The following is a 19,779-nucleotide window of genomic DNA, read 5'->3' as shown; positions in this document are numbered from 1 at the left end:
AAGGCCGCTGAGGCTGAGCGCGTGACCGACGGTCGGCTTGAAGTGCGCACAGAGGCTTACAAACCGGTATTTCTCGACACGTTGCGTGTGTATCCAGGGACAAAGGTAGAATTGGAGGTGATTTCCAAAGTAGACGCGATGAGTCGAATGTATGAGACACGTGAATGCTGGAGTAAGTGGTTCGGTGGCATTTGGTGTGAGTACATAAAGCGTACCGATGGAAGTGGAATGGGTGCCGACCGCGTACCATTGATGCTTGAATTATTTGAAGGCCCGCAAGACGGATCTGCTCCGATGAGCGGCGCAACGAGGACCAATCCAGCCCGCGTAAAATCAGAGTCGGATGAGTTCGATGCATCTAGCCACCTTCCCGCGAACACTGGAACATTTACGATCGACCTAGATGACGCATCGATCCAAGATAACTTTACACGCGGGTTCGTGCTTAAAGGACGCGTTGCCACACGGTACAACGCAGGCGGATCGTATCCTTCGTTAGTCCGGAATCCATGCGCTCCGCACCGCAATGGCGAATATTGCAGTCAGGGGCAGTTCATCGTGAAGCTTAAGGCCGTTGATACAACGGCGCGTGAAAAGATGTTTGAGCGTTATCTAGCTCGTAAGCGCAGCTACGGGGAGATTTCAAGCCCTGGTGTAATCGACTACTTTATGAAGCACGAAATCAAGAATGGGCAAAGTCAATTACGCCCGAAGCTAGTCAATGTAACTGCGCTTCTCATGGCCCATGCCCGAACCCATTATCAGCTTCAGGGCGGCGCGCGAGACGAGGATCTTCGGCAAATTCTTGAGCTTGCAGTCTCATTAGACCCGGGAAATCCGGATGCCCGAAACGAGTTAGTACGTTACCACATTGAAACTGGAAGCCTATCTCAAGCAAAAGCAGAAGGCGGCGAAACCCTTAGGAAGTTTAGCGAGGCGTATAGCGCGAATCCGCAGGATCGAAATACTCTAAAAGGCTTTGCGCAGGCATTGCGCAATGCGGGGCAGATATTTTTGAGGGATCGTGCAGCAACCGACCTTCAAGATGTAGAGACTGCAAATGGCTTTTATGAGCGATCGCTGAAGATTTGGGCTGAATACCAGGTGCAAGCTGAAGAACTGAGTGACGACGAACGTACCCAAATTGCTCAGGTACAAGTAGATCAAGCGCGGATCCTTCAATTGATAAGATCTAAGCCAGCTCTTGAACGCGCGACCACAAAGCTGGAGGACGCTAGGCGCTTTCTTCCAAGAGTTGGCCGGGGAATGGTGACCGCAGTATCATCTGATCGGAAACACTTTTTGACGTCGTCCTTTTTTCAACCGTTGGCGGAGGTTGGGAAAGCACAAGTGCTGGTCGGATTGCTTCCGTCCGGCGGCTGGAAGCCGATTGGAACCGTCAGAACATCTGGTCGACTTCTAATGAAGCGACCGAGCGGCGACTCATCACTCGAATATGGATATTGGGCGCCCTCCTCGCCAAAAAGTGTTGAGCAATTTCTAATGCCCGGGGTTTCGTTCTTATCCGACGTGCGGCCCTACCGAGCTGGCGAGTTGGTAGGAGTAGATAGCTCAAGCGGCGATTGGGTCGCGACTGACGGCGGCAAGCTGATTACCCTTGAGAAGTCCATCGAAAAGACGGCGCTATGGGACGCTGCGGAATCCAGTCCGGTTACCGCCTTCACGGACGGAAAGGATGCCTCAAAGATCAAGATCGTAAGGAATGGGAAGAGTTTTCTAATCGAAACGAGCGGTGGAGCGACCAAGGCGCTTTCGCTATCTCCAAGTGGACGCTTCGTACAGTTCCTTCAGATGTCAGGCAACGATGGAAGCTTAACGATAGTTGATCTCAGCAAGCTGGAGGCCAACTCCAAACAAGACGCCTCAAACACCTTCACTTCTAAGCTCCCGAATGAATTGAGCCTTTCCAAGCCACTGTCGGTGTTCAGCGCGGACGAGCGCTTTGCTACAACGATCCTTGGAGACGAGTTTCTCCTAATCTGCATGACGGACAAGCCGTCCAACTCGAGCATTTTACGGTTGCCGCACGAAACAAAGGGTTTGAGGTTAGAGGTAGTAGGCGATTCTTACTTCGCCCTCTTGCCGACGGTTGGAGAGACAGTCAGCGGGATCGCGCTCCTAGACGGGGAAGAACTTAGCAAACAAGGGAAGGACTTGGCGAACTGGAAGAGCGCCGCTGCCGCTCCGCTCTTAAACATGCAATTTCAATCTTCGATTTCTACGCAAGGTTTGACGATCTCGTCTTTCAACAAAGCCACTAAAACGACGACCTTGCTGGTGGAGAAGCTGCCCGCGGTCCTGCATGTTCATTCCATACAGAACGGGCAGTTATGGGAGGCTCGAATTGCGGGAGCAAGATATGAGGACGCAGTGCTGTTACCAGGTGGAGAGCACATGCTTCTGAGAGACGAAGACGAGAGAATTCGGATCGTAAATAGGGCACTCGATACTCTCCACGACTTCTCCGGCGCCAAAAGCTCGAAGGGTCTTCCGATTAATGAAATCATTCCAATCGCAGGGGCGGTGCAGGGAGGATTTTTCCGCGTCGAGCGAGATGCAACCTCGGGGGAAGTCGTCCGAGTAAGTACCTATTCGTCTGCGAAATCTGAGCCGAAGGTTTATCAGTTTCCTAGCCTCGCTTCGATCGGAGGGAAGCAACAAGGTTGGAGATTGCTGAAGCAGCCGACAGGGCATCTCACCCCGGACCAGGCACGGCTGACACTTGTGCCCGGTGAGCTAAAAACTGAAATTAACTTGGATCCCGGCAAAAAGCGCAGCGATTACGACAGCCTCTATCAAAAGAAGGAGCCGCAGACCGTAGCTATCATTCAGATACATTCTGACGGGACGGTGCAAACGAGCAAAGTTGATTTACGTGAGCCTGATAGGATTTTAGCGAAAGTCGGAGGAGCCTTCATCGAGGCTCGAGAGACGGGACTAGCGTTTGTCTCCCCGGGCGAGCAGGACCTTACCTATCTCGACGATTGCGGTCCGAGCGCCGTGAGCGACGGATGCAGTTCGATGGAATTGAAGTTTGCAGAGGATGGTCAATCAGTAATCTCTGTTCGGCAAAACGGGGACGCTCTCGATGTAACAGGCTGGAAGGCAGCCGTCGACGGCAACGTGAGCATCGCTTGGAAGTGCAAGGTTTGTGTTTCGGTTAACCAGCAGGCGTACGAGCCGTTAGTTGATAGGTTTGCCGGTGCCCGGCCGTCCACTTTGGTGGCTGCAACTGCGAATGGTCGATTGTTGGCGCCTTATAAGGGTGGTCTAGGCTCGGGACTTCCGACTGATGCAACGTGGTCCCGAAAGCTGCCGCTGGGCAGTCCCATAACCGTGACAGACGAAGTGGCTATGATTCAGCGAGAGACAATGAAGTTCGAGTTATGGCGCAATCAGTGACAGTGCTGCTATGGCTTGGGTTCTCAATGGGGAACTCGGAGTGTGACTTTAACACCGGGCTTCAAAGTGCGACGGTGGTTGCGCATATGGCAAACGAGGCCCGGTGATCGACAAGGAACCGACCAGCGTAGTGGGTGAGGCGCTTCGGCCGGAATCAGATTGAACGCATTCAAGCAGGGGAGATCACGATGAGAACGAATAAGTCCACTTTGTTTGTATTTTCTTTGGTTCTAGCAGCATCTCCCGCACATGCTGAAACTGCCAAAGAGAAGTGCCTCAAAGCTGCTCAGGCGGAACTCGCTCTATGCCAAGCATCACTTCCACCTGATATTAAACCGAAGGATCCAACAAAACCTACTAACGCTGAAAAGGAAGGGATGACGAAATACACGAAAGCATCGAATGAGTGCAACGAAAAGAGCAAGAACTCTGCTTTGGCTTGTCACTAACTCGTTTTATCTATACGGCGCGTAGACACTCGGAAGCCCTCGGGGCTGCAGCCGGCCTTTCCGAAGAGATGGCTTGTTTGAGTGCCAAGCGACGGCCCAATGGCAACGTGGCGACTCGGCAGGCCGATTCGCCAATCAACGACATGATAGCTGGCGGGTACAAGTGCGCCTTGCCGATCAGAGTGTGCACGGCTACCGCATCGACGACAATGATCGGTGTCTTGGAATGGAGTCGAACAATCGCTCTGGCGACGAACGATGCCTGCTACGTGAAGCCATACAGGGACGCGAAACCACAAGCTACGAAATTGCACGCGATAGAATTCTGTACCGAACTACTAGAGCCGTAACCACTCGGCTGCTCAGGTCGGGCTCGTCTTACCAAGCTCGAGATTGTGCTTCGAGGAAACAGGGTAGGCAGACGGGGCCTCTAGCCGCCGCTAGGCCTCACGATGATATGTCCGGCCCATGCGGGTGAGTTTACACATTTCGCAGGCGGAAATATTTCTTAGCCCATCCAGTTCCGACTTGCCCCTCCGTCATTGCCCCCATTGACTCTCTGTCGGCGGGAGGACCCGTTAAGGTTAATAGCGGCCAACGTAAGAGAAATATTCCTCTTATCATGAATCCGAGCATATTCTTTTTATAGTCTTTTTATCGGCCGCGTTCGAGTAATGCCGTGGAGCTGTGTCGCGCTGAGAGTTGCATCCCAAGCTATTGACGAAGAAGCCGCATACGACTTCCAAGCAGGTAGGTTACTGCTTGCACCTTTTCCTAACAGCGGTCTGATCTGGCACTCTGCCGTCACCCCTTCGAGTGACGGCATTTTGGTCGATGATACAATAGCTTGAAGGCTGTTGTCACCCAGATCGACATTATGGACTTAGGAATAGGTCCAATAGCTCTAGTGATATCAAGCATGCGAGCGCGGCAAAGATTCTGTGGTGACACGGCAATAGCGGGCAAATTATCTCTGTAAAACAATCGCATACGCGTCACCTCGACCTGGTCATCACAGTGACGCCTTACCCATCGTCTGTGGACGCATCGGGATGCGCTTCGCGTCGGAGCTTGATGCCAACGAAGCGATGCTTGACTCGGTCTCCTTCTCGCTTCCTGGGCAGGCACGGGTCGTGCCACCGAACTTGCTTTTCGGCCCAGGTGACGCCCCGCTTTCGCAGTGCCGCCATCATATCCTCTTTGAACGCGGTTTTGTCGCGTCGCTGTCGTGGGTGCAGGCCCTCAACGTTGGATGCCCATTCTTGATAGGCGCGGTAGGCAAGCGGAAGTGGCAGCACGTCCGACTTGTCTCCGGTTACCTCGCAGCAGGCATTCGCGAAACGGAGTGCGGTCGATTGCTCGGCCTTCAGATCTTCCAAGAGCTTGGCCCCCCGCTCGCCCACGGAAAACTCGCCGTTGTTCCATCGCAGGCGCCGAAGTCCTTCGATGGCCCAATTTGCGATGCCAGAGAGTTCAGCAAGCAATTTGTTTGTAAGCTCTGGATCTTTGCGATCGGCGAAGGAGCGCTCGAACATGACCAGGATTTCGCGCGCAGCGAGAGCGCCCGACTCATCCAGCAGTTTTGGATGTTGATTGGCGGTAAGAACAATTTTGGTGACCAGCCGAGCATCGAGCACCTGCTTGATGCCTTTGCGATTCACCGTGACCGGATCGCCGGCCGCAATGCTTTTGAGACGTTCCAGCGCAAGACCGCGCTTGTCTTTTGGAACATCGTGGGCATCTGGCACGAACAGTGCTCGCTTATCCCCGAAACCCTCCAGGCCAAAATCTCCCGCTATGTCGTTGAATGAAGGGAACGCGCAATGAGCTAGTCCGACTAGCGCTGATTGAATGCGGGTCACTGTTCCTTTCCCTCCACGCGTTTCCCCAAGGAGTGCTAGCATCGCGTGATAAGAAACGTCTGGAACAAGGAGGTATCCAGTAAACTCCTGCAAAGTTTTGTGGTATGATGGGTGTAGCCACTCGTTTAGTTTCTCCATCCACAAAGGACATTCGGCCGCCGGATCAAATTCCCAAGCCGGAAGAGCTGTCGCGAAGTAATCGCTAGTAAGGTCAAGCAACTTACCCGTAGCAGCATTTAGAATCCCGTTGGCGCATAGGATGAGATCTTGGGGCCGAGGTGCATTCGTTGGCTCGTTGATCCATTCAAATGGTCGAGCCTTCTTCATCCGTACGATCTTAATCTCTTGAACCATGTTTCGGAGATCGTGAATATCCAAAACATCGGCATTGGGATTCGTCGCGCGGATTTCCACCTTGAGGTCATCATCCGTCATGTGGTCCCAAACGTTGAAACAGCCAAGACTGTAGATGTCGCCGTCTGACACGATCAACTCATCCGGCCGGTTCGCCAAAAACGTCATCGCATGCATGGAGACATTTGTACCCCTTGCCGTTGAGTAGAACACCTCAACGGGCCAATATGGTGCGTCAAAATCGTAGTCAGAGTGCGGATCGTCGGAATCAAGCTCGTCCGAGTTAGACATTGGGAAAGTCCTCCTGAGCGTTATTGAAAAGCGCAAACCGGACCGACGCAGGCAGGCGCGCGTCATAACAAAGCTTGCGAAGCGTAGCGATGGTCAGACCGTCCGGTTTGTCGGCGGTGAATGAGTCCCACCGCAGCCGGTTGTTGGCATCATCGTTGATGTCGTAGCTGTCGTCTGTCATGCAGTACTCAAAGAAGAGCTCCGCTACTTCCTCACAGCCTCCACACGCTGCGTGGAGCGCCATAGCGAACGTCTGCCAGGCCGCATTACCCTTCAGCGCGCTAACTGGATAATGTTTGAAGAGAAGCTTGGCGCTGGCCACTCCGAGCGTGCCGGGGACGCGCGACGTCGATCGCTTTGGCAGCTTCGGTAGGAACTTGAAGTCGTCCAGCGTATATTCCTCGAAGTCGAAGCAGCGCGGCATGAGGTTGACGAGCACGGTTCGACTAACAAACGGCTTGCTTTTTTGATGCAGAAAGCCCGGCAGTCTAAGAACGCGGGCGCGATCCGCGACTGAAGGATCGCCACCATAATGCGCTGCGAGCCTACGGCCGATATCCTCAGCGGCTTCCATTTCGGAGTCCTCGCAATGGAAGACACGGAACAGACATTGATATCGCCCAGGCGATGTCTCGACTACGATATGAGGTTTGATGCCGTTGGTCCAAATATCGGGAAGGGGCGAATGATCGAGATCCAGCGGTATCGCTCGAATGGCACAACAGTGTTGCGCCTTTACGCCGCCATGCATCACGTTGAGAGAGTAAAAGATCGCAAAGCCTTGCCTGTTGCGTTTTCTTAGAGCCGCTTCGTGCTGCTCAAACGTTCCGCGAAATTTCAATCGTGGCAGAGGCTCGCCAGCTCTAACACGCCGACGAAATTCAGCACGACAACCGGCTGTTTCTGCAATGCATCGGAAGTTCCAATCAACCTTGCACGAGTTCTCAAGCGCGACCATGAATTTCAAGGTGTCGCTGCGGTTGAATGTCAGCTCTAGGTGATTAGCGAGCGATTTCATCTGTCTGCCTCCCTCTCGAACTGATCATCGCCCCTGTTGTGCCATGCGAGATAAGCGACGAAGTCGAATGAAGCGTCGTCGAAGATCGCTTCAATGAGATCCGTAGGAAGGCGTGTCTGCAGATGAGTGCAACGGCTGCGCAATTCAGCGATCGCGTCTCGCACGCTAATGTTGGGCGGGTGCCTACTCCACAGCCGTCGGATATTCGCTTCCAGGGCCTCGTCCATTTCATGCCGTTGGCTGAATGCATCGATAAGCAATTCCAATATTGCCGCCTTACCGCCAGACGCGATTTGCGCAGCGCCGATGAATTGCGTAAGCCCAGAGCTACTTAAGAGGTCGGGCAAATATATCATGCTGAACATGACCTCGGCTCGTCCGGCATCTAGGAATACTCTGGATGCATCAGGAGCCCGCGTCCTGAACTGCGACCAGGGAAGTGAATTTGATTGCTTCATGGAAATTGTCCTCTTCGGTGATCGGAAAGTTAGTGATGCGAGAGTTCGATACTGCTGGTTGCGATGGCGGTATTCGAGTCCTCGACAATGGAGGGGGCGTTGACAAAGAGCTGCACAACATTTGCGGCCTCTGCGTCAGTGTCATTGACAGGTTCGTCGGAGCGGGCATTGAGCAGCGCGGTGAGTTCGACGCTGCGTTGAATGACGAAGGATGCCCTTTCAGCCGCGTTCATGGCCTGCCACGCTGAGCTGACAAGGTCAGCTCGAAGTGAAAGAACAAGCTCATTCCGATCAGCGTCCGATGCGGCAAGCCAGGCGCCCATCAAATGCGATGGAGACAGGCCTGCTGAGCTATGCTGGATTGCGGGTGCGTCGCCTTGCCGAAGTTGATCAAGCAGCGCATCCACTTGATTGTCGGAAAGTGGTCCTTCGCTAGTCTGGGTAGCAAGGATCTGCGCAACGATGGACGCAGAGATATTCTTAGCGGACAGACGATAGATCGTTGAGAGCTGCAAATGCGACACCGTGTCGTATTCAAGGAACTCAGCGACGCGCATGTAGCGCTCGGCAGTGCGGATGGAAAAGCCGCATTGCTCTATTACCCAAGCCTTGAACTGGCCGTGTTCGAGATGTCGCTTGACGTCCAGGAGGGCCATTCCAATGGCCATCGTCGATTTGACGGTCGATCGCGAGTTTCGCCGGATGGTGGCGAGCGCTGCCTTCAACTGTGTCAAGACAGTTTCATTCAACGTCGTATAGTCAAAAGTTCTTTTCGGTGAAGACGACATGTTGTGTTCCTTTTTGTCTGCAGCGTTCTGGTCAACTGGATCGTCGGTTGAGAGTCAGGAGGGCCGGATCGCTCAATCGAATGAGGTGGATTAGCTCTCGTCGGGGCTTGTTGTTGATTGTCGGGGAAGAGTTCGGATCCACTCGATGACGGCGGCACGTTCGTACCGGACCCATTTGCCGTCGCCCGACCACGGAGGGCCCTGTCCCCGCGCGCGCATGCCGCACAGATGCTGAGGTGTCACGCCCATGAGCCGCGCGCACTGGCTGCTGCGTATGAATTGTGTGCTGAGCACATTGGGGCTGAGCCGATCGGCGACCGCTTTCGCGATCAAGTCAGCGAGAGCTTCGACCTGCTTCTCATCACCTGAAGGGGAGAGCGGTGGACTAATGTCAGAAGTCGGCATGCGCGGTGTCTTTCGGTTGGACCGAATGAGGTGCGCTTGCGTTGTCGTGGGATTATGATGCTATGAAACAGCGACAGCGACGAGCGCGCCCATTCGAGATGGGGTTGCAACGTCGGATCGCTTGATGGCCTTTGCTTTAAACCCGATGTTTCTCGGCGTACTAAGAGCCGCTAGGGGCTCGGTTAGCTTGTCACGTCACGGGGCAATTGCGTTCCGATATGATGATCATCGGCCATTGAGTATGATCGGCTCGACAAATAACCTCGTTTACTCGAGCGATCAAGCGCTCAGTGAGGAGATCGTTAACTTGAAGTTTAGTTCGGGGCCCCGAGGGGCGGTTGCATGTTCTCCCACTCGCGCGCATCGTCGTTAGACCACTGGCCTATTCTGATCGTTCGTCCAACGTGAACGCCAAAATGCCCGTCAGGAAGTTTCTCGCCGTTTCGGATAGCCTGCCGCATTAATGCGTGTAGTAACTTGGTATTGCCCTTCCAGGGCTGGCCGCGAGAGGCCGTCCACTCATCAACCTGCTGACGGAATTTACGAGGTGGGGGCCCAGTGATTTCCTGAACAACCCAGACGTTTCGATGGTCATCCGAAGTAATGCAGCCAGAGGCAAAGGGTGACGTATCGCCGTCCAAGTGCTGTGCAAACTCTCGTGCAATCTCGGATCGTTGCTGGAGTAGTCTCCGCTTTGTGGCCTCATCTATGTTTTCGGCGCCGATTAGCTCGTCTAGCTTATCGATCATGCCTAGCAATCGCATCGACTCGCGATGACGCCCAATGTCAAACGACGGAAGTTCTGATTTCTCGCTCTCCGCCTTCGATCTAAGTTTGTCGAACGCGCGTCGCAGATTCATGGTTTTGCTCATCGGGTACTTGCGATGCGTGAGGTTATAAAGACGGAGACTTGCTCCTGCGCATCTCGAAGAGAAGCGAATAGGGCGGGTACGTTGGCATATGCGTCGGTGACGTCATCGTCGATCGAATGATTCATTAGGATCTTCAGACGAAGACGATCGATGCCGGCAGCCGCAGCAAGCGTCCGGAACGAATGCCGAAGCGCATGGCCCGTGTGAGAAAGCTTCTGCCGGCCCTCTTCCTTCACTTCAGCGACGTGTCCGCCGGGCGCCGGGAAGATCCAGGTCTTGCTCTCCTCGGGGTAGTAGGTCTGGCCGGCCTCTTTGACCCGCTCCAAGCATTCCAGCATTGCTGTCGATAGCGGCAGCTCGAACGCTCGCTCCTCGCCCCCCTTTGGAGCTGGCAGGCGCAGCGAGGGGCGGGCAGGATCGAAGTTCGCCCAGCGGGCGGTTAAGACGTCCGTACGACGCAAGCCAGAGAGGAGCATGAATAGGTGAAGCTCGCGGCGGATGGGATTGGCTAGCGCCTGGAGCTGAGCCCACCACGCCGGCAGCTCGGCAACCCCCATGCCGGTGCTGCGGGCCTTCTCCTTGTGGAACAGCTTTCCTGACCGGAACGGATTGCGCTCCGGAAGGCCGGGCGTCTCGAGTTCGTCCTTGACGTAGTTCCAGACAGCGCGGGCAAAGCGGAGGGTGCCGTTGGCGGCGTATTTGCCGCTTGCGTACTTCTGGCCGGCGCGGGCTTTTCGGGCCCGCTCGGTGATCGCAGCGTGCTCCTGGACGACATCTTCGCGCTTGATGCTGGCGAGCGGCTTGTCGTGCCAGTCTTTCAGGTGGCGGTCGAACTTGTCCTGGTAGTCGGCAATGGTGCGGATGCTCTTGCCTTCCTTCGTGATAGCGGCCTTATAGGCCTCCCAGGCGGCCTTGAACGTGAGGGCGGTGGCAACCTCCGGAGTGGTGGCAAAACCGCGTGGGATCGGCTCGCCGCGGGCGCGGAGCGCCACGATTTCGAGAGCCTTGGCCCGTGCCTCGTCGGCGCTGGCGTGGGGGTGTTCGCCCAGCCATTCCACCTTGGTGGAGCCACGCTGGCGGTCCACCCTCGGTGTTTCGTACTGATAACGGTACGTCTTTGTGGTCTTGCCAACCCACACATGGAAGCCGGCAATTTTGGTGTCGCGGATAATTTGCGGCTTGGCGGGGGCGAATGGCAGACCTTTGACGGCCTTGTCGGTCAAAAGAATGCGCGGCGCTGGGGTTGACGGCATGGATCCTCCTGCACGGGTTTTGCACGTATAAAGAGGCCAAGTGCCGCGCATTTAGTCTGGAGGTCTAAGCCAGGTTTGACTAAGCGAGGTTAATTTACGCAGTCAAATCTTAGGCTTAGCTCCCGCCCGCCGGTTCTTGCTTAATGACCCTTAACCAGGATTTGGCGCATGGCCAAAACTACGAATCTGGGGGTCAGAGGTTCGAATCCTTTCGGGCGCGCCATTCCTCAATGGACCAGCGATCAAGGCCCGCCTCGCGCAGGGCCTCGGTCATGTGCTTGGCGTCCCGCGGTAGAGGGTGAGCGCCATCCGTTGGGGGACCATCGCGCTTGGTGCGCGCTTCAGGAGTTCAGCAGCGACATCTTGCCGGCGCTGCCCGTGGTTTTGCAAGGGTCATCCCTTCCAGGAACAGCCGGAACATCAGCCGCCCTAGCGGGATGGACTTACGTCCTTGCCGAGCCGGCGATAGAAGCTTCCGGTGTCGATCTCATCCGAGATGGCGAAGTGAGGGTAGCCTTCTCGCACGCCGGGCACGCGGTAGCGCTCGGATTTCGCCCTCACGTCATGGGGCGACGATGTCGCTGCCGTCTGGAAACGGAATAGTAGCGTCGGCCCGGTTTCGTCTGAGCGTGCCTGCGAGGCGGGCGAAGTATCGGATAGGCGCTGTGTCGCGCATGACATCATACCGTCGGTCGGCTCATGATCCACAGCAACTCGACGGCGCTGCCGATGCAGCCCTCAGCAATTTCGGAATGTTCGTCGCGTCACGCATGACTTCAAAAATGAGCAGCGAGCACGCCATTGCTCGTCGCCCGAGCCGTGCAAGCGAATGGCACGGCTGGCTGGCAGGAAAGCTGTGAGCCGCTATCCGACGCCTAGTCCGCAGCGTCCTTGACCGCGGCTTCGAAGGTCGGGGCGTCGAAGGCCGGCATGCTTTGGACCCGCCCCAGACCCTGGGTCGCGTACCAAACGGAGAAGGCGAGCATCGCCCCCTCATTCGGGGCATCGACGATGTCGACGAAATCGTAGTAGCCCTGCGTGTAGTGGATCGACTCGACCTTGATGCCGAGCTTGTCGAGCTTTGCCTTGGCCTTGCCGATCCGCTCCGATTGCTTGCTTGCCCACTCCGGGCTCAGATTACCAAGCAACACGTATTTCATGGCCACCTCCACGTGATGTCGATCAGTTTGTGCGAAGGACCGCCTCAACTATACGCCTTCCGGCGACCCGCGCCCATGCCGTTCTGCATTGCGGGAATGGCGAGGCGCGAAGTTCCCGGCGCTCGTCCTCGCCAAGCGCTACAGCCAGCGCCGCACCTGCGCGCGGTAGCGCCGATAGACGTCCCCGAACCTGCGCTCGAGATAGACTTCCTCGCGGGTGATCACCCCGTAGTGGATGACAAGCGCGAAGGGCACCAGCATCATCAACAGCCACAGGCTGTTTACGGCAATGGCCAAACCGATGAGTCCCAGCACCATGCCGAGATAGATGGGGTTGCGCGTGAAGCGGTAGGGTCCAGTGTCCACGATAGCGGTGGCAGGCAAGTTGGTGGGCACGTTCGAGCCGGCCCGGGTGATGGTAAAGATCGCCCACACGAATAGCGCCAGCGCCAGCACAAACACCGTTGCGCCGAGCCAGCCTGCAGGTAGCGCGGCCGGCAAGAGCGGCAACGGCATGAGCCAGTCGAGCACGAGCCCGGCAAGCACGGCGAGCGCCCACGCGATCGGCGGCCGGACAATGACGTTGGCGGTATCTGCCGTATCGGCCATGGCGGAACCGGTGAAACTGTGCTCCCTGGATATGGCCGACTGAAGCCTGTTTGCAAGCGTCGCACAAAATCACCGACAGCATAATTGCGCCACGGCGAAAGAGTAGTGCCCGTTCTCATCGGTCACGGCACGCCATTTCACGCTGCTAGCCCAGGCCGCCCATCTTGGGTAGCGGCCAGGGGATTCGCGTGGAACTGAAAGGAGTCGCAATGGCAAAGAACACGATCTGTCTCTGGTACGACAAGGACGCCGAGGCTGCTGCCCGCTTCTACGCCGAGACTTTCCCCGACAGCGCTGTGCATGCCGTCCACCGTGCGCCCGGTGACTACCCGTCCGGCAAGGCGGGCGACGTGTTGACGGTGGACTTCACGGTTGCGGGTGTGGCCTGTCTCGGCCTCAACGGCGGTCCCGCGTTCAAGCACAACGAGGCCTTCTCGTTTCAGATCGCCACCGACGACCAGGCGGAGACTGACCGCTATTGGAACGCCATCGTCGGCAATGGCGGGCAGGAAAGCGCGTGCGGCTGGTGCAAGGACAAATGGGGCGTCTCCTGGCAAATCACGCCGCGTGTGCTGACCGAGGCGCTGGCGGCGGGCGGCGCCGAGGCCAAACGCGCATTTGATGCAATGATGAGCATGAGGAAGATCGACGTCGCCGCGATCGAAAAGGCGCGTCGCAGCTGACGCTGCATTTCCGCGTCAGAGCTTCTTGAAGAATCCCCGCTCGGTCAGCCGCAGCTGCGACATGTCGATGCCAATATGTGCCAGCAGCGTCGCGGCGGCTGACTGCCGGACCTGCGTGACCCGCGCGGGATCGCCGCTGCGCAGCGCCTCGTCTCTCGCCAAGGTGCCAAGCACGACGTGGTACGCGATCCGCTCGGCCATGTCCTGGCGCTCGGCGTTGGTCATCGCGCGCAGCCTTGGCGTGCCGAGGAAGATGCCAAGCACCTGCTGGCGAATACCCTTGATCTGCGCCTTGCTGGCCGTGCTGCCGCTATACGTCTCCCACGTCATCTGCAGCAGAACCGCCATGTCGTCGGCGACGTTACGGCTCGAATAGCCGCTTGCGGACATCACGCGGTCGAATTCCTTCAGCACGGCGTCGTCGGCGAAAGCTCTTTCCAGCTCGGCGCGCAGCGCGGCATCCGATCCGCTCATGTTCCTGATCATCTCGGCGCGGATGCGCTCGCTGTGCTGCGGGTCGGCCGCATAGCTCAACGCCGCTGTGATTTGTGCCGGCTTCAACGGGACCGGCGCCGGACCGGGTGAGGGCGCGGCATCCCCGAGCCGCCGTGTGCCGCTGAGGATCGATTGGCTCAGCGCAAGATTTCCGTAGCTGCGCCCGATGCTGGCCGTGGCCCGTCCGCTCCACTGGGCGAGCGCCGCATCGGCGCCAAGGCAAACAGCAAGGCACGTTGCCATAACAACGAGGAGGACGGTGGAGACGATGCGGGTCATGTCACGCATTTCGTTAGCACTCACGGGATTGCGTAGATCAGGGCGTCGGTAGTGCCGTTGATGGAACGGATGGCGGCGAGGCGACGTGCATCCTGCGACCAGCCGATTCGATAACCGACATTGCCGCTGATCGGAAACGAGGCGAGCCGCTCCATCGATCCCCTGGCGTCCCTGATGTCGATCAGGGTCCGCCATTTTCCATCAGCGGTCTTGCCGGAATAGACGATCGCGAGCCGGTCATTGCGGGGCGAGAACGATGCGAACAGCGCGGCGACGTCCTCCCAGCCGGCAGGGCCGACGAGCACGCTGACGGATTTGGTCCCGCAGATCGCTGCCGCAAGCTCGCTGCTGCGGGCGGATCGGCCAAGCTGGACCGGTGCGCCCGACAGGGCCGTCGGCAGCAGCACGACGGATTTGCCGTCGCGGCTGCGGACGCTTCCGCCGTTGCTCTGCCCGACCAGGCCCGATGCGCGGCAGGCTTCCGCTTGGTCAAAGCCCGGCGCTGGCGTGGATTCGGATGCGGCCCCTTTGATGCGAAAGCTTCTCCGTCGTGCGGCATCGCCGGTCAGGATATCGGCGCCGTCCTCGGAGAACGCTACGTCGAAGAACAGACGGTTGCCGAGCACGACGGCCGGCACCGCGATGACGGGTTTGCCAGCCGGCAGATCCAGCACGCGAATGCCGCCGGCGCCCCAGGCCGCGGCCTTGCTGCCCGTGGCAGAGACGGTGATCCTGACGTCGGGCCCGAAATCGTCGAGCGCGGTGCGCCACATCTCCCGCCGCTCCGCGATATTGAACGCTGCCACCACGACTTTTGTCGTGTCGCTGCGAAGCGCACCGCCGAGCAATAGCGTGTCGCCATTAGGTGAGAGACGAACCGTCGCGGTGATCGTCACCGCGATGTCAGGGATCGGCAGCGAAGCAATACATCCGCCAAGGTGGGGGCCGTGGGCCGGCAACGCACAGGAGGGTTCGTCAAACAAGAGGCCGGGAGCGAACAGAATGCAGGCCGCTCCCCCAATTGCGCCGATGAGTGTAACGCCGGCAAGGCAAATCAGAAGTCGGCGCCACAACGTCGACGCGCTGGCACGGCCGGCCCGCGCATCGCGGCGACCGACCGCCAGACCCTCCGCATCGGCCGTTTCGCGACCTGCTGATACGGGCATTCGAAATTGCTCGCTACGCTGCTACAAACGCGACCGCCCGCCGCCGATATCGTCGATCCCGAATGGCGCGGGATCATGGCGTTGGCCGCGCCGCATGATGGCGTGCGGGCGACATTCGCGTGCCTTGGATTGGTCGAACCGTTTCTTCGCAGCGTGCAATGGCCCCGGATCGATCCACGGGCGATTGCGGCAGTTTCTTCAGAAATGATGGATTCCCAGCGCCGAGAATGCGCCGTCATGTGGCTCGTGGCCGTCCATCGTCGGCTGGCCGAGAAAGCCGAGCTGCAGCGGCATCGGATGTAATAGCGATGTCGGGATTGCGCCCGCGGTGTCGAGCAGCGGAATCTCATGCGAGGCGGTGTCCACCGGGCTGAGCGCGGGAGCGAGGAGGTCTGTCACCAGGGGCCCGAGCACGCCAGTGCTCGGCGCATCGTGGGCGCTGCCGGTGATCGTGCCGAGCAAGCCGTCGGTGAGGTGGCTGACGGTATCTGATAGGGTCGAGGTCAGTTGCCCGACCGTGGTGCTCAAGCTTGCGATCGTGCTTGAGACCGTTGTGAGCGCCGTGTCGACGAGGCCGGTGACGGTGTCCGTGACGGTGTGAACGGTCGCGCCGAGATCGAGCGAGGGTGATGCGATGCTGCTGGCGGGCGCGCTACTTGCGCCTGCCGATGGCGCGTGTTCCATCGACGCGCTGAAGCTCGACGGCGCAGGCGACGTAAGGGCTTCCGTGGTGACTACTCTGGCCGATGAGGTGTCATCGACGGCGGCGCCTGTATCCTGCGACGGGATCGTGGCCGTGGCATCGGCATGGATGGCGGGCGCGAGATCTGTTGGCTGGGCGTCGATCGTGCCGGCGTGTTGATCCTCTTGGGCAAGGCCGGCATCGGCCGGTGCTGGCGCGGCCACCGACTCCGAAGGGTGTGCCTGCGCAGCGGCGGGGTTCGCCCGCGCTTCGCCCTCGTGCTCCAGACGATGCAGCACGGCGTCGGAATCGTTGAGCAGGCCGAGCAGCATGGTGGCGAACGCCACCGATTCGGTTGCCGCGAGATGACGGCTGCGTTCGGCTGCATCGGAGCGGCGGGCATTCTTGACAGATTCGGCCATGACCATCTCCTTCTTCAGCGTTCGCGGAACGCGCGGGTGATCTCGTCGCGCAGCGGCCCGAGCAGATATTCGAACAGCGTGCGCGGCCGCGTCGGCACGATCACCTCGGCCGGCATGCCGGCCTGCAGATCGACGCGCGATTTCTTGACATCGTTCGGATCGAGCGCGACCTCGACGGCGTAATAGCCCTGGCCGGACTTGTCGTCGGTCAGGCGGTCGGCGGACACCGTATGTACGGTGCCGTAAAGCCGCGGGCGCTCGATATAGTTGATGCCGGTGAGCTGCACCTCGGCGCGGTGGCCGACCGCGACGTCGTTGATATCTGACAGTTTCAGCTTGGCGCTGGCGATCAGCGGATTGTCCGTCGGCACGATGTCCATCAGCCGTGCGCCGGGCTGGATCACGCCGCCCTCGGTGAAGACGTCGAGGCCGACCACGGAGCCGGTCGCCGGCGCGGTGATCCGGGTGCGCGCCATCACGTCAGTGGCGGCATCGACCTTGGGGGCGAGTTCGGCGAGCTTGTTTTCGGTGGCGCGCAACTGATCGGTGATCTCGCTTAAGCGCGCGCGTTCCACCCTGGCGAGCTCGAGATCGTTCTGCGCGATCTGCTGCTGCATGCCGGCGATGTTGGCCTGTTGCGCGCCGATATCGGCCTGCAGCCTGGCGTCCTCGCGCTGCAGGGCGAGGATGCGGGTCTTCGGCGTATAGCCCTGCGCGTACAAATGCTGCGCGCCGTTCATCTCGTCGGTCAGCAGTTCGCGCTGCTTCTCGGTGCCGGCAAGCTGCGCCTTGGTGCCGGTGATCTGCGCCACCAGCTCCTTGATCTTGCCGCGCAGCACCGCCGTCTCGGCCGCGAACTGATGCTTGCGCGCCGCCATCATCGCCGTCTCGTTGGCCATGGCCTGGCGCACCGCGGAGATCTCGCTGCGGCTGCGCAGACTTTCGTCAAACGCCGGCACATCGCTTTTGTCGCGTTCCGCCATCAACCGGGCGCGGGCGGCGAGCGCGGCATCGCGGTCGGCGATCAACACGTCGAGCTTGGCGCGCGGGTCGCTGTCGTCCAGCCGGATCAGGAGCTGGCCTTTCTCGACGCGGGCGCCGTCGCGGACGGTGAGCTGGCGCACGATCCCGCCATAGGGATGCTGCACGCTCTGGCGTCGTCCTTCGACCTGGAGGTTGCCGCTGGCGATCGCCGCGCCGGAGATCGGCGCGAGCGTGCCCCACATCGTCATCGCCCCCGCGAACGCCGCGACCACGCCGGCACCTAACAGCGCCGGCCGTGCGGGGCGCGAATAGCGCGCGCGGTTGCGCAGCGGGGCGTAGCCGTCGTCGATCGCGGTCATGACGCGCGCCCCGCGGCGGCCTGCTGCAAGGCGTGATAGACCTCGCCCGGGGGCCCGAGCATATCGAGCACGCCGCCGCGCAGCACCATCATGACGTCGACGATATCGAGGATGGTGGTGCGGTGGGTGATTACGATAATCGTCGCGCCTTCGCTCTTGGCCTGCAGCAGCGCCACCTTCAGCGCTTCCTCGCCGGGCGCGTCGAGATTGGCGTTGGGCTCGTCAAGCACCAGCAAGGGCGGCCGGCCGAGCAGCGCCCGCGCCAGCGCCAGACGCTGGCGTTGTCCGCCGGACAAGCCGACGCCGCCGGGACCGAGCCTGGTGTCGTATTGCTTCGGCAGGTCCAGCACCATTTCGTGGATGCCGGCGCGCTTGGCGGCGTCGATGATCTCCTCCGTCGAGGCATCGCCGAAGCGGGCGATGTTTTCCCGCACGGTGCCGGCGAACAGGCCGACATCCTGCGGCAGGTAGCCGACATGGCGGCCGAACTCGAGCGGGTCCCAATGGCTGTAATCGAGCCCGCCGAAGCGCAATCGCCCATCGGCCGGCGTGATCGCGCCGACCAGCAGGCGGGCCAGCGAGCTCTTGCCGGAGCCGCTCGGGCCGACGATGCCGAGCGCCTGGCCGCCGGCCAGCTCGAAGGTCAGCCCCTTGATCACGGGTTCCTTGCGTGTCGGCAAGAGGCAGCGCAGTTCGCGCGCCTCGATGGTGTTGCGCGCGCGCGGCACGATGGTTTGCGGCGGCGTCAGGTCGATGGCGCCGAGCAGCTCGCGCACCTCCGCATAAGCTTCGCGCGCGCCGATGAACTGCTTCCAGGTGCCGACCGCCTGCTCGACCGGGACCAGCGCCCGGCCCATCACGATGCTGGCGGCGAAGATGGTCGCCGGCGTGATGGCATGGTCGATCGCGAGCCAGGCGCCGGTGCCGAGCATCAGCGATTGCAGCAGCAGGCGGAAGAAGCGGATCGAGGAGGTCATCACCGCGTTCTTGTCGCTGGCCTGCGCCTGCTGCACCAGCATCGACGAGCGTTGGCTCTGCCAGTTGCGCTCTACCGCCGGCTGCATGCCCATGGCGCGGATGACGTCGGCATGGCGCAGGATATTTTCGGTGAACACGTAGGACTGGTTGCCGGCGGCTTCCGCCTGCTTCATCGGATCGCGCGTCATCATCTCGTTGAGCCCGGCGAGGCCGAGCAGCAGCACGGCGCCGATGGTCGCGACGATGCCGAGCAGCGGATGGATGAAGAACAGCAGCAGCAGATAGATCGGTATCCACGGCAGGTCGAACGCGAAATAAATCCCCGGGCCGGTCACGAAGGTGCGGAACTGGTCGAGATTGCGCAATTGCTGCGCGCCACGCGAGGCGCCGCGCTGCGCCGAGTGCACCACCAACGCCTCGAACACGCGCGCCGAGAGTTCCATATCGAGGCGGATGCCGCAGCGGATCAGGACCCAGGACCGCACCGCGTCCAGCGCGGCCATGGTGAGCAGCGCAATCGCGAGGATCAGCGTGAGGAGGACGAGGGTGGAGACGTTCTCGTTGAGCAGGACACGGTTGTAGACCTGCATCAGATAGAGCGGCGAGCTCAGATAGAGCAGGTTGATTGCGCTGGAAAACAGGCCGGCCCACAGGAAATGCGGCCACAGCGCGATCAGCGCCTGGCGGACGTCATCGATGCGCCGTGTCGGCGCGGCGGAATCGTCAGGGGCGGTCAGCGTGCCCGTAGGCATTGGGCAATCACCTCAAGGCAAGAGGCATGACGCTGTG

16 protein-coding genes are annotated in these 19,779 nt (G+C 59.5%); 4 read left to right on the top strand and 12 right to left on the bottom strand.

Going from position 1 to position 19,779, the window contains the following annotated elements:
* The first annotated feature begins 21 nt into the window (after positions 1-21).
* Both QA643_RS36765 and QA643_RS36760 read left to right on the top strand, forming a co-directional pair.
* Positions 22-3,423 carry a hypothetical protein gene (locus tag QA643_RS36765; RefSeq protein WP_283030589.1) on the top strand — a complete coding sequence of 1,134 codons (3,402 nt, stop codon included), beginning with the start codon at positions 22-24 and terminating at the stop codon, positions 3,421-3,423.
* A 188-nt stretch (positions 3,424-3,611) separates the two neighbouring features.
* Positions 3,612-3,872 (top strand): hypothetical protein, encoded by a 261-nt coding sequence (locus QA643_RS36760; protein ID WP_283030588.1) that lies wholly within the window; start codon positions 3,612-3,614, stop codon positions 3,870-3,872.
* Positions 3,873-4,897: 1,025 nt separating this feature from the next.
* Here the strand turns inward: QA643_RS36760 and QA643_RS36755 are convergent.
* The 5 genes from QA643_RS36755 to QA643_RS36735 form a co-directional block, all read right to left on the bottom strand.
* Positions 4,898-6,379: a phage/plasmid primase, P4 family gene (locus QA643_RS36755; protein WP_283030586.1), complete on the bottom strand. Its 1,482-nt coding sequence runs from the start codon at positions 6,377-6,379 to the stop codon at positions 4,898-4,900.
* Entirely contained in the window at positions 6,372-7,397 is a 1,026-nt protein-coding gene (locus tag QA643_RS36750; protein WP_283030584.1) for a DNA-primase RepB domain-containing protein, read from the bottom strand. The genes QA643_RS36755 and QA643_RS36750 overlap by 8 nt, the downstream gene beginning before the upstream one ends.
* Positions 7,394-7,855 carry a hypothetical protein gene (locus QA643_RS36745; protein ID WP_283030582.1) on the bottom strand — a complete coding sequence of 154 codons (462 nt, stop codon included), beginning with the start codon at positions 7,853-7,855 and terminating at the stop codon, positions 7,394-7,396. Before QA643_RS36745 ends, QA643_RS36750 begins: the two co-directional genes overlap by 4 nt.
* A 29-nt stretch (positions 7,856-7,884) precedes the next feature.
* Positions 7,885-8,643, bottom strand: coding sequence for a DUF3102 domain-containing protein (locus QA643_RS36740; RefSeq protein WP_283030581.1), 759 nt, complete (start codon positions 8,641-8,643; stop codon positions 7,885-7,887).
* Positions 8,644-9,916: 1,273 nt separating this feature from the next.
* Entirely contained in the window at positions 9,917-11,173 is a 1,257-nt protein-coding gene (locus QA643_RS36735) for an integrase family protein (RefSeq protein WP_283030580.1), read from the bottom strand.
* Between the two features lie 665 nt (positions 11,174-11,838).
* On the opposite strand from QA643_RS36735, the gene QA643_RS36730 reads away from it, so the two are divergent.
* Positions 11,839-12,033 carry a hypothetical protein gene (locus QA643_RS36730; protein ID WP_283030578.1) on the top strand — a complete coding sequence of 65 codons (195 nt, stop codon included), beginning with the start codon at positions 11,839-11,841 and terminating at the stop codon, positions 12,031-12,033.
* A gap of 15 nt (positions 12,034-12,048) precedes the next feature.
* Here the strand turns inward: QA643_RS36730 and QA643_RS36725 are convergent, their stop codons facing one another.
* Positions 12,049-12,333: a GYD domain-containing protein gene (locus QA643_RS36725; protein ID WP_283030577.1), complete on the bottom strand. Its 285-nt coding sequence runs from the start codon at positions 12,331-12,333 to the stop codon at positions 12,049-12,051.
* A gap of 138 nt (positions 12,334-12,471) precedes the next feature.
* Positions 12,472-12,942, bottom strand: coding sequence for an isoprenylcysteine carboxylmethyltransferase family protein (locus tag QA643_RS36720; RefSeq protein ID WP_283030575.1), 471 nt, complete (start codon positions 12,940-12,942; stop codon positions 12,472-12,474).
* A gap of 209 nt (positions 12,943-13,151) precedes the next feature.
* Between QA643_RS36720 and QA643_RS36715 the strand changes: the two genes are divergently transcribed.
* A complete protein-coding gene (locus tag QA643_RS36715) occupies positions 13,152-13,625 on the top strand; it encodes a VOC family protein (protein ID WP_283030573.1) in 474 nt (157 codons plus the stop codon).
* A 15-nt stretch (positions 13,626-13,640) separates the two neighbouring features.
* Here the strand turns inward: QA643_RS36715 and QA643_RS36710 are convergent, their stop codons facing one another.
* From QA643_RS36710 to QA643_RS36690, 5 genes are all read right to left on the bottom strand, one after another.
* Positions 13,641-14,408 (bottom strand): DUF6683 family protein, encoded by a 768-nt coding sequence (locus QA643_RS36710; protein ID WP_283030571.1) that lies wholly within the window; start codon positions 14,406-14,408, stop codon positions 13,641-13,643.
* A gap of 11 nt (positions 14,409-14,419) precedes the next feature.
* Entirely contained in the window at positions 14,420-15,565 is a 1,146-nt protein-coding gene (locus QA643_RS36705; protein WP_283030569.1) for a hypothetical protein, read from the bottom strand.
* Between the two features lie 198 nt (positions 15,566-15,763).
* Positions 15,764-16,669, bottom strand: a complete 906-nt coding sequence (locus QA643_RS36700) for a hypothetical protein (protein ID WP_283030567.1) — start codon at positions 16,667-16,669, stop codon at positions 15,764-15,766.
* A gap of 14 nt (positions 16,670-16,683) precedes the next feature.
* A complete protein-coding gene (locus QA643_RS36695; RefSeq protein WP_283030565.1) occupies positions 16,684-18,012 on the bottom strand; it encodes an HlyD family type I secretion periplasmic adaptor subunit in 1,329 nt (442 codons plus the stop codon).
* On the bottom strand, positions 18,009-19,742 hold the full coding sequence (locus QA643_RS36690) for a type I secretion system permease/ATPase (protein ID WP_283030564.1): 1,734 nt from the start codon (positions 19,740-19,742) through the stop codon (positions 18,009-18,011). The genes QA643_RS36695 and QA643_RS36690 overlap by 4 nt, the downstream gene beginning before the upstream one ends.
* Positions 19,743-19,779: the final 37 nt, after the last annotated feature.

It is taken from the genome of Bradyrhizobium sp. CB3481 (assembly GCF_029714305.1).
GTDB lineage: Bacteria > Pseudomonadota > Alphaproteobacteria > Rhizobiales > Xanthobacteraceae > Bradyrhizobium.
The sequence above is the reverse complement of the archived record's forward strand: the minus strand, read 5'-3'. Positions and strand labels throughout refer to the sequence as shown.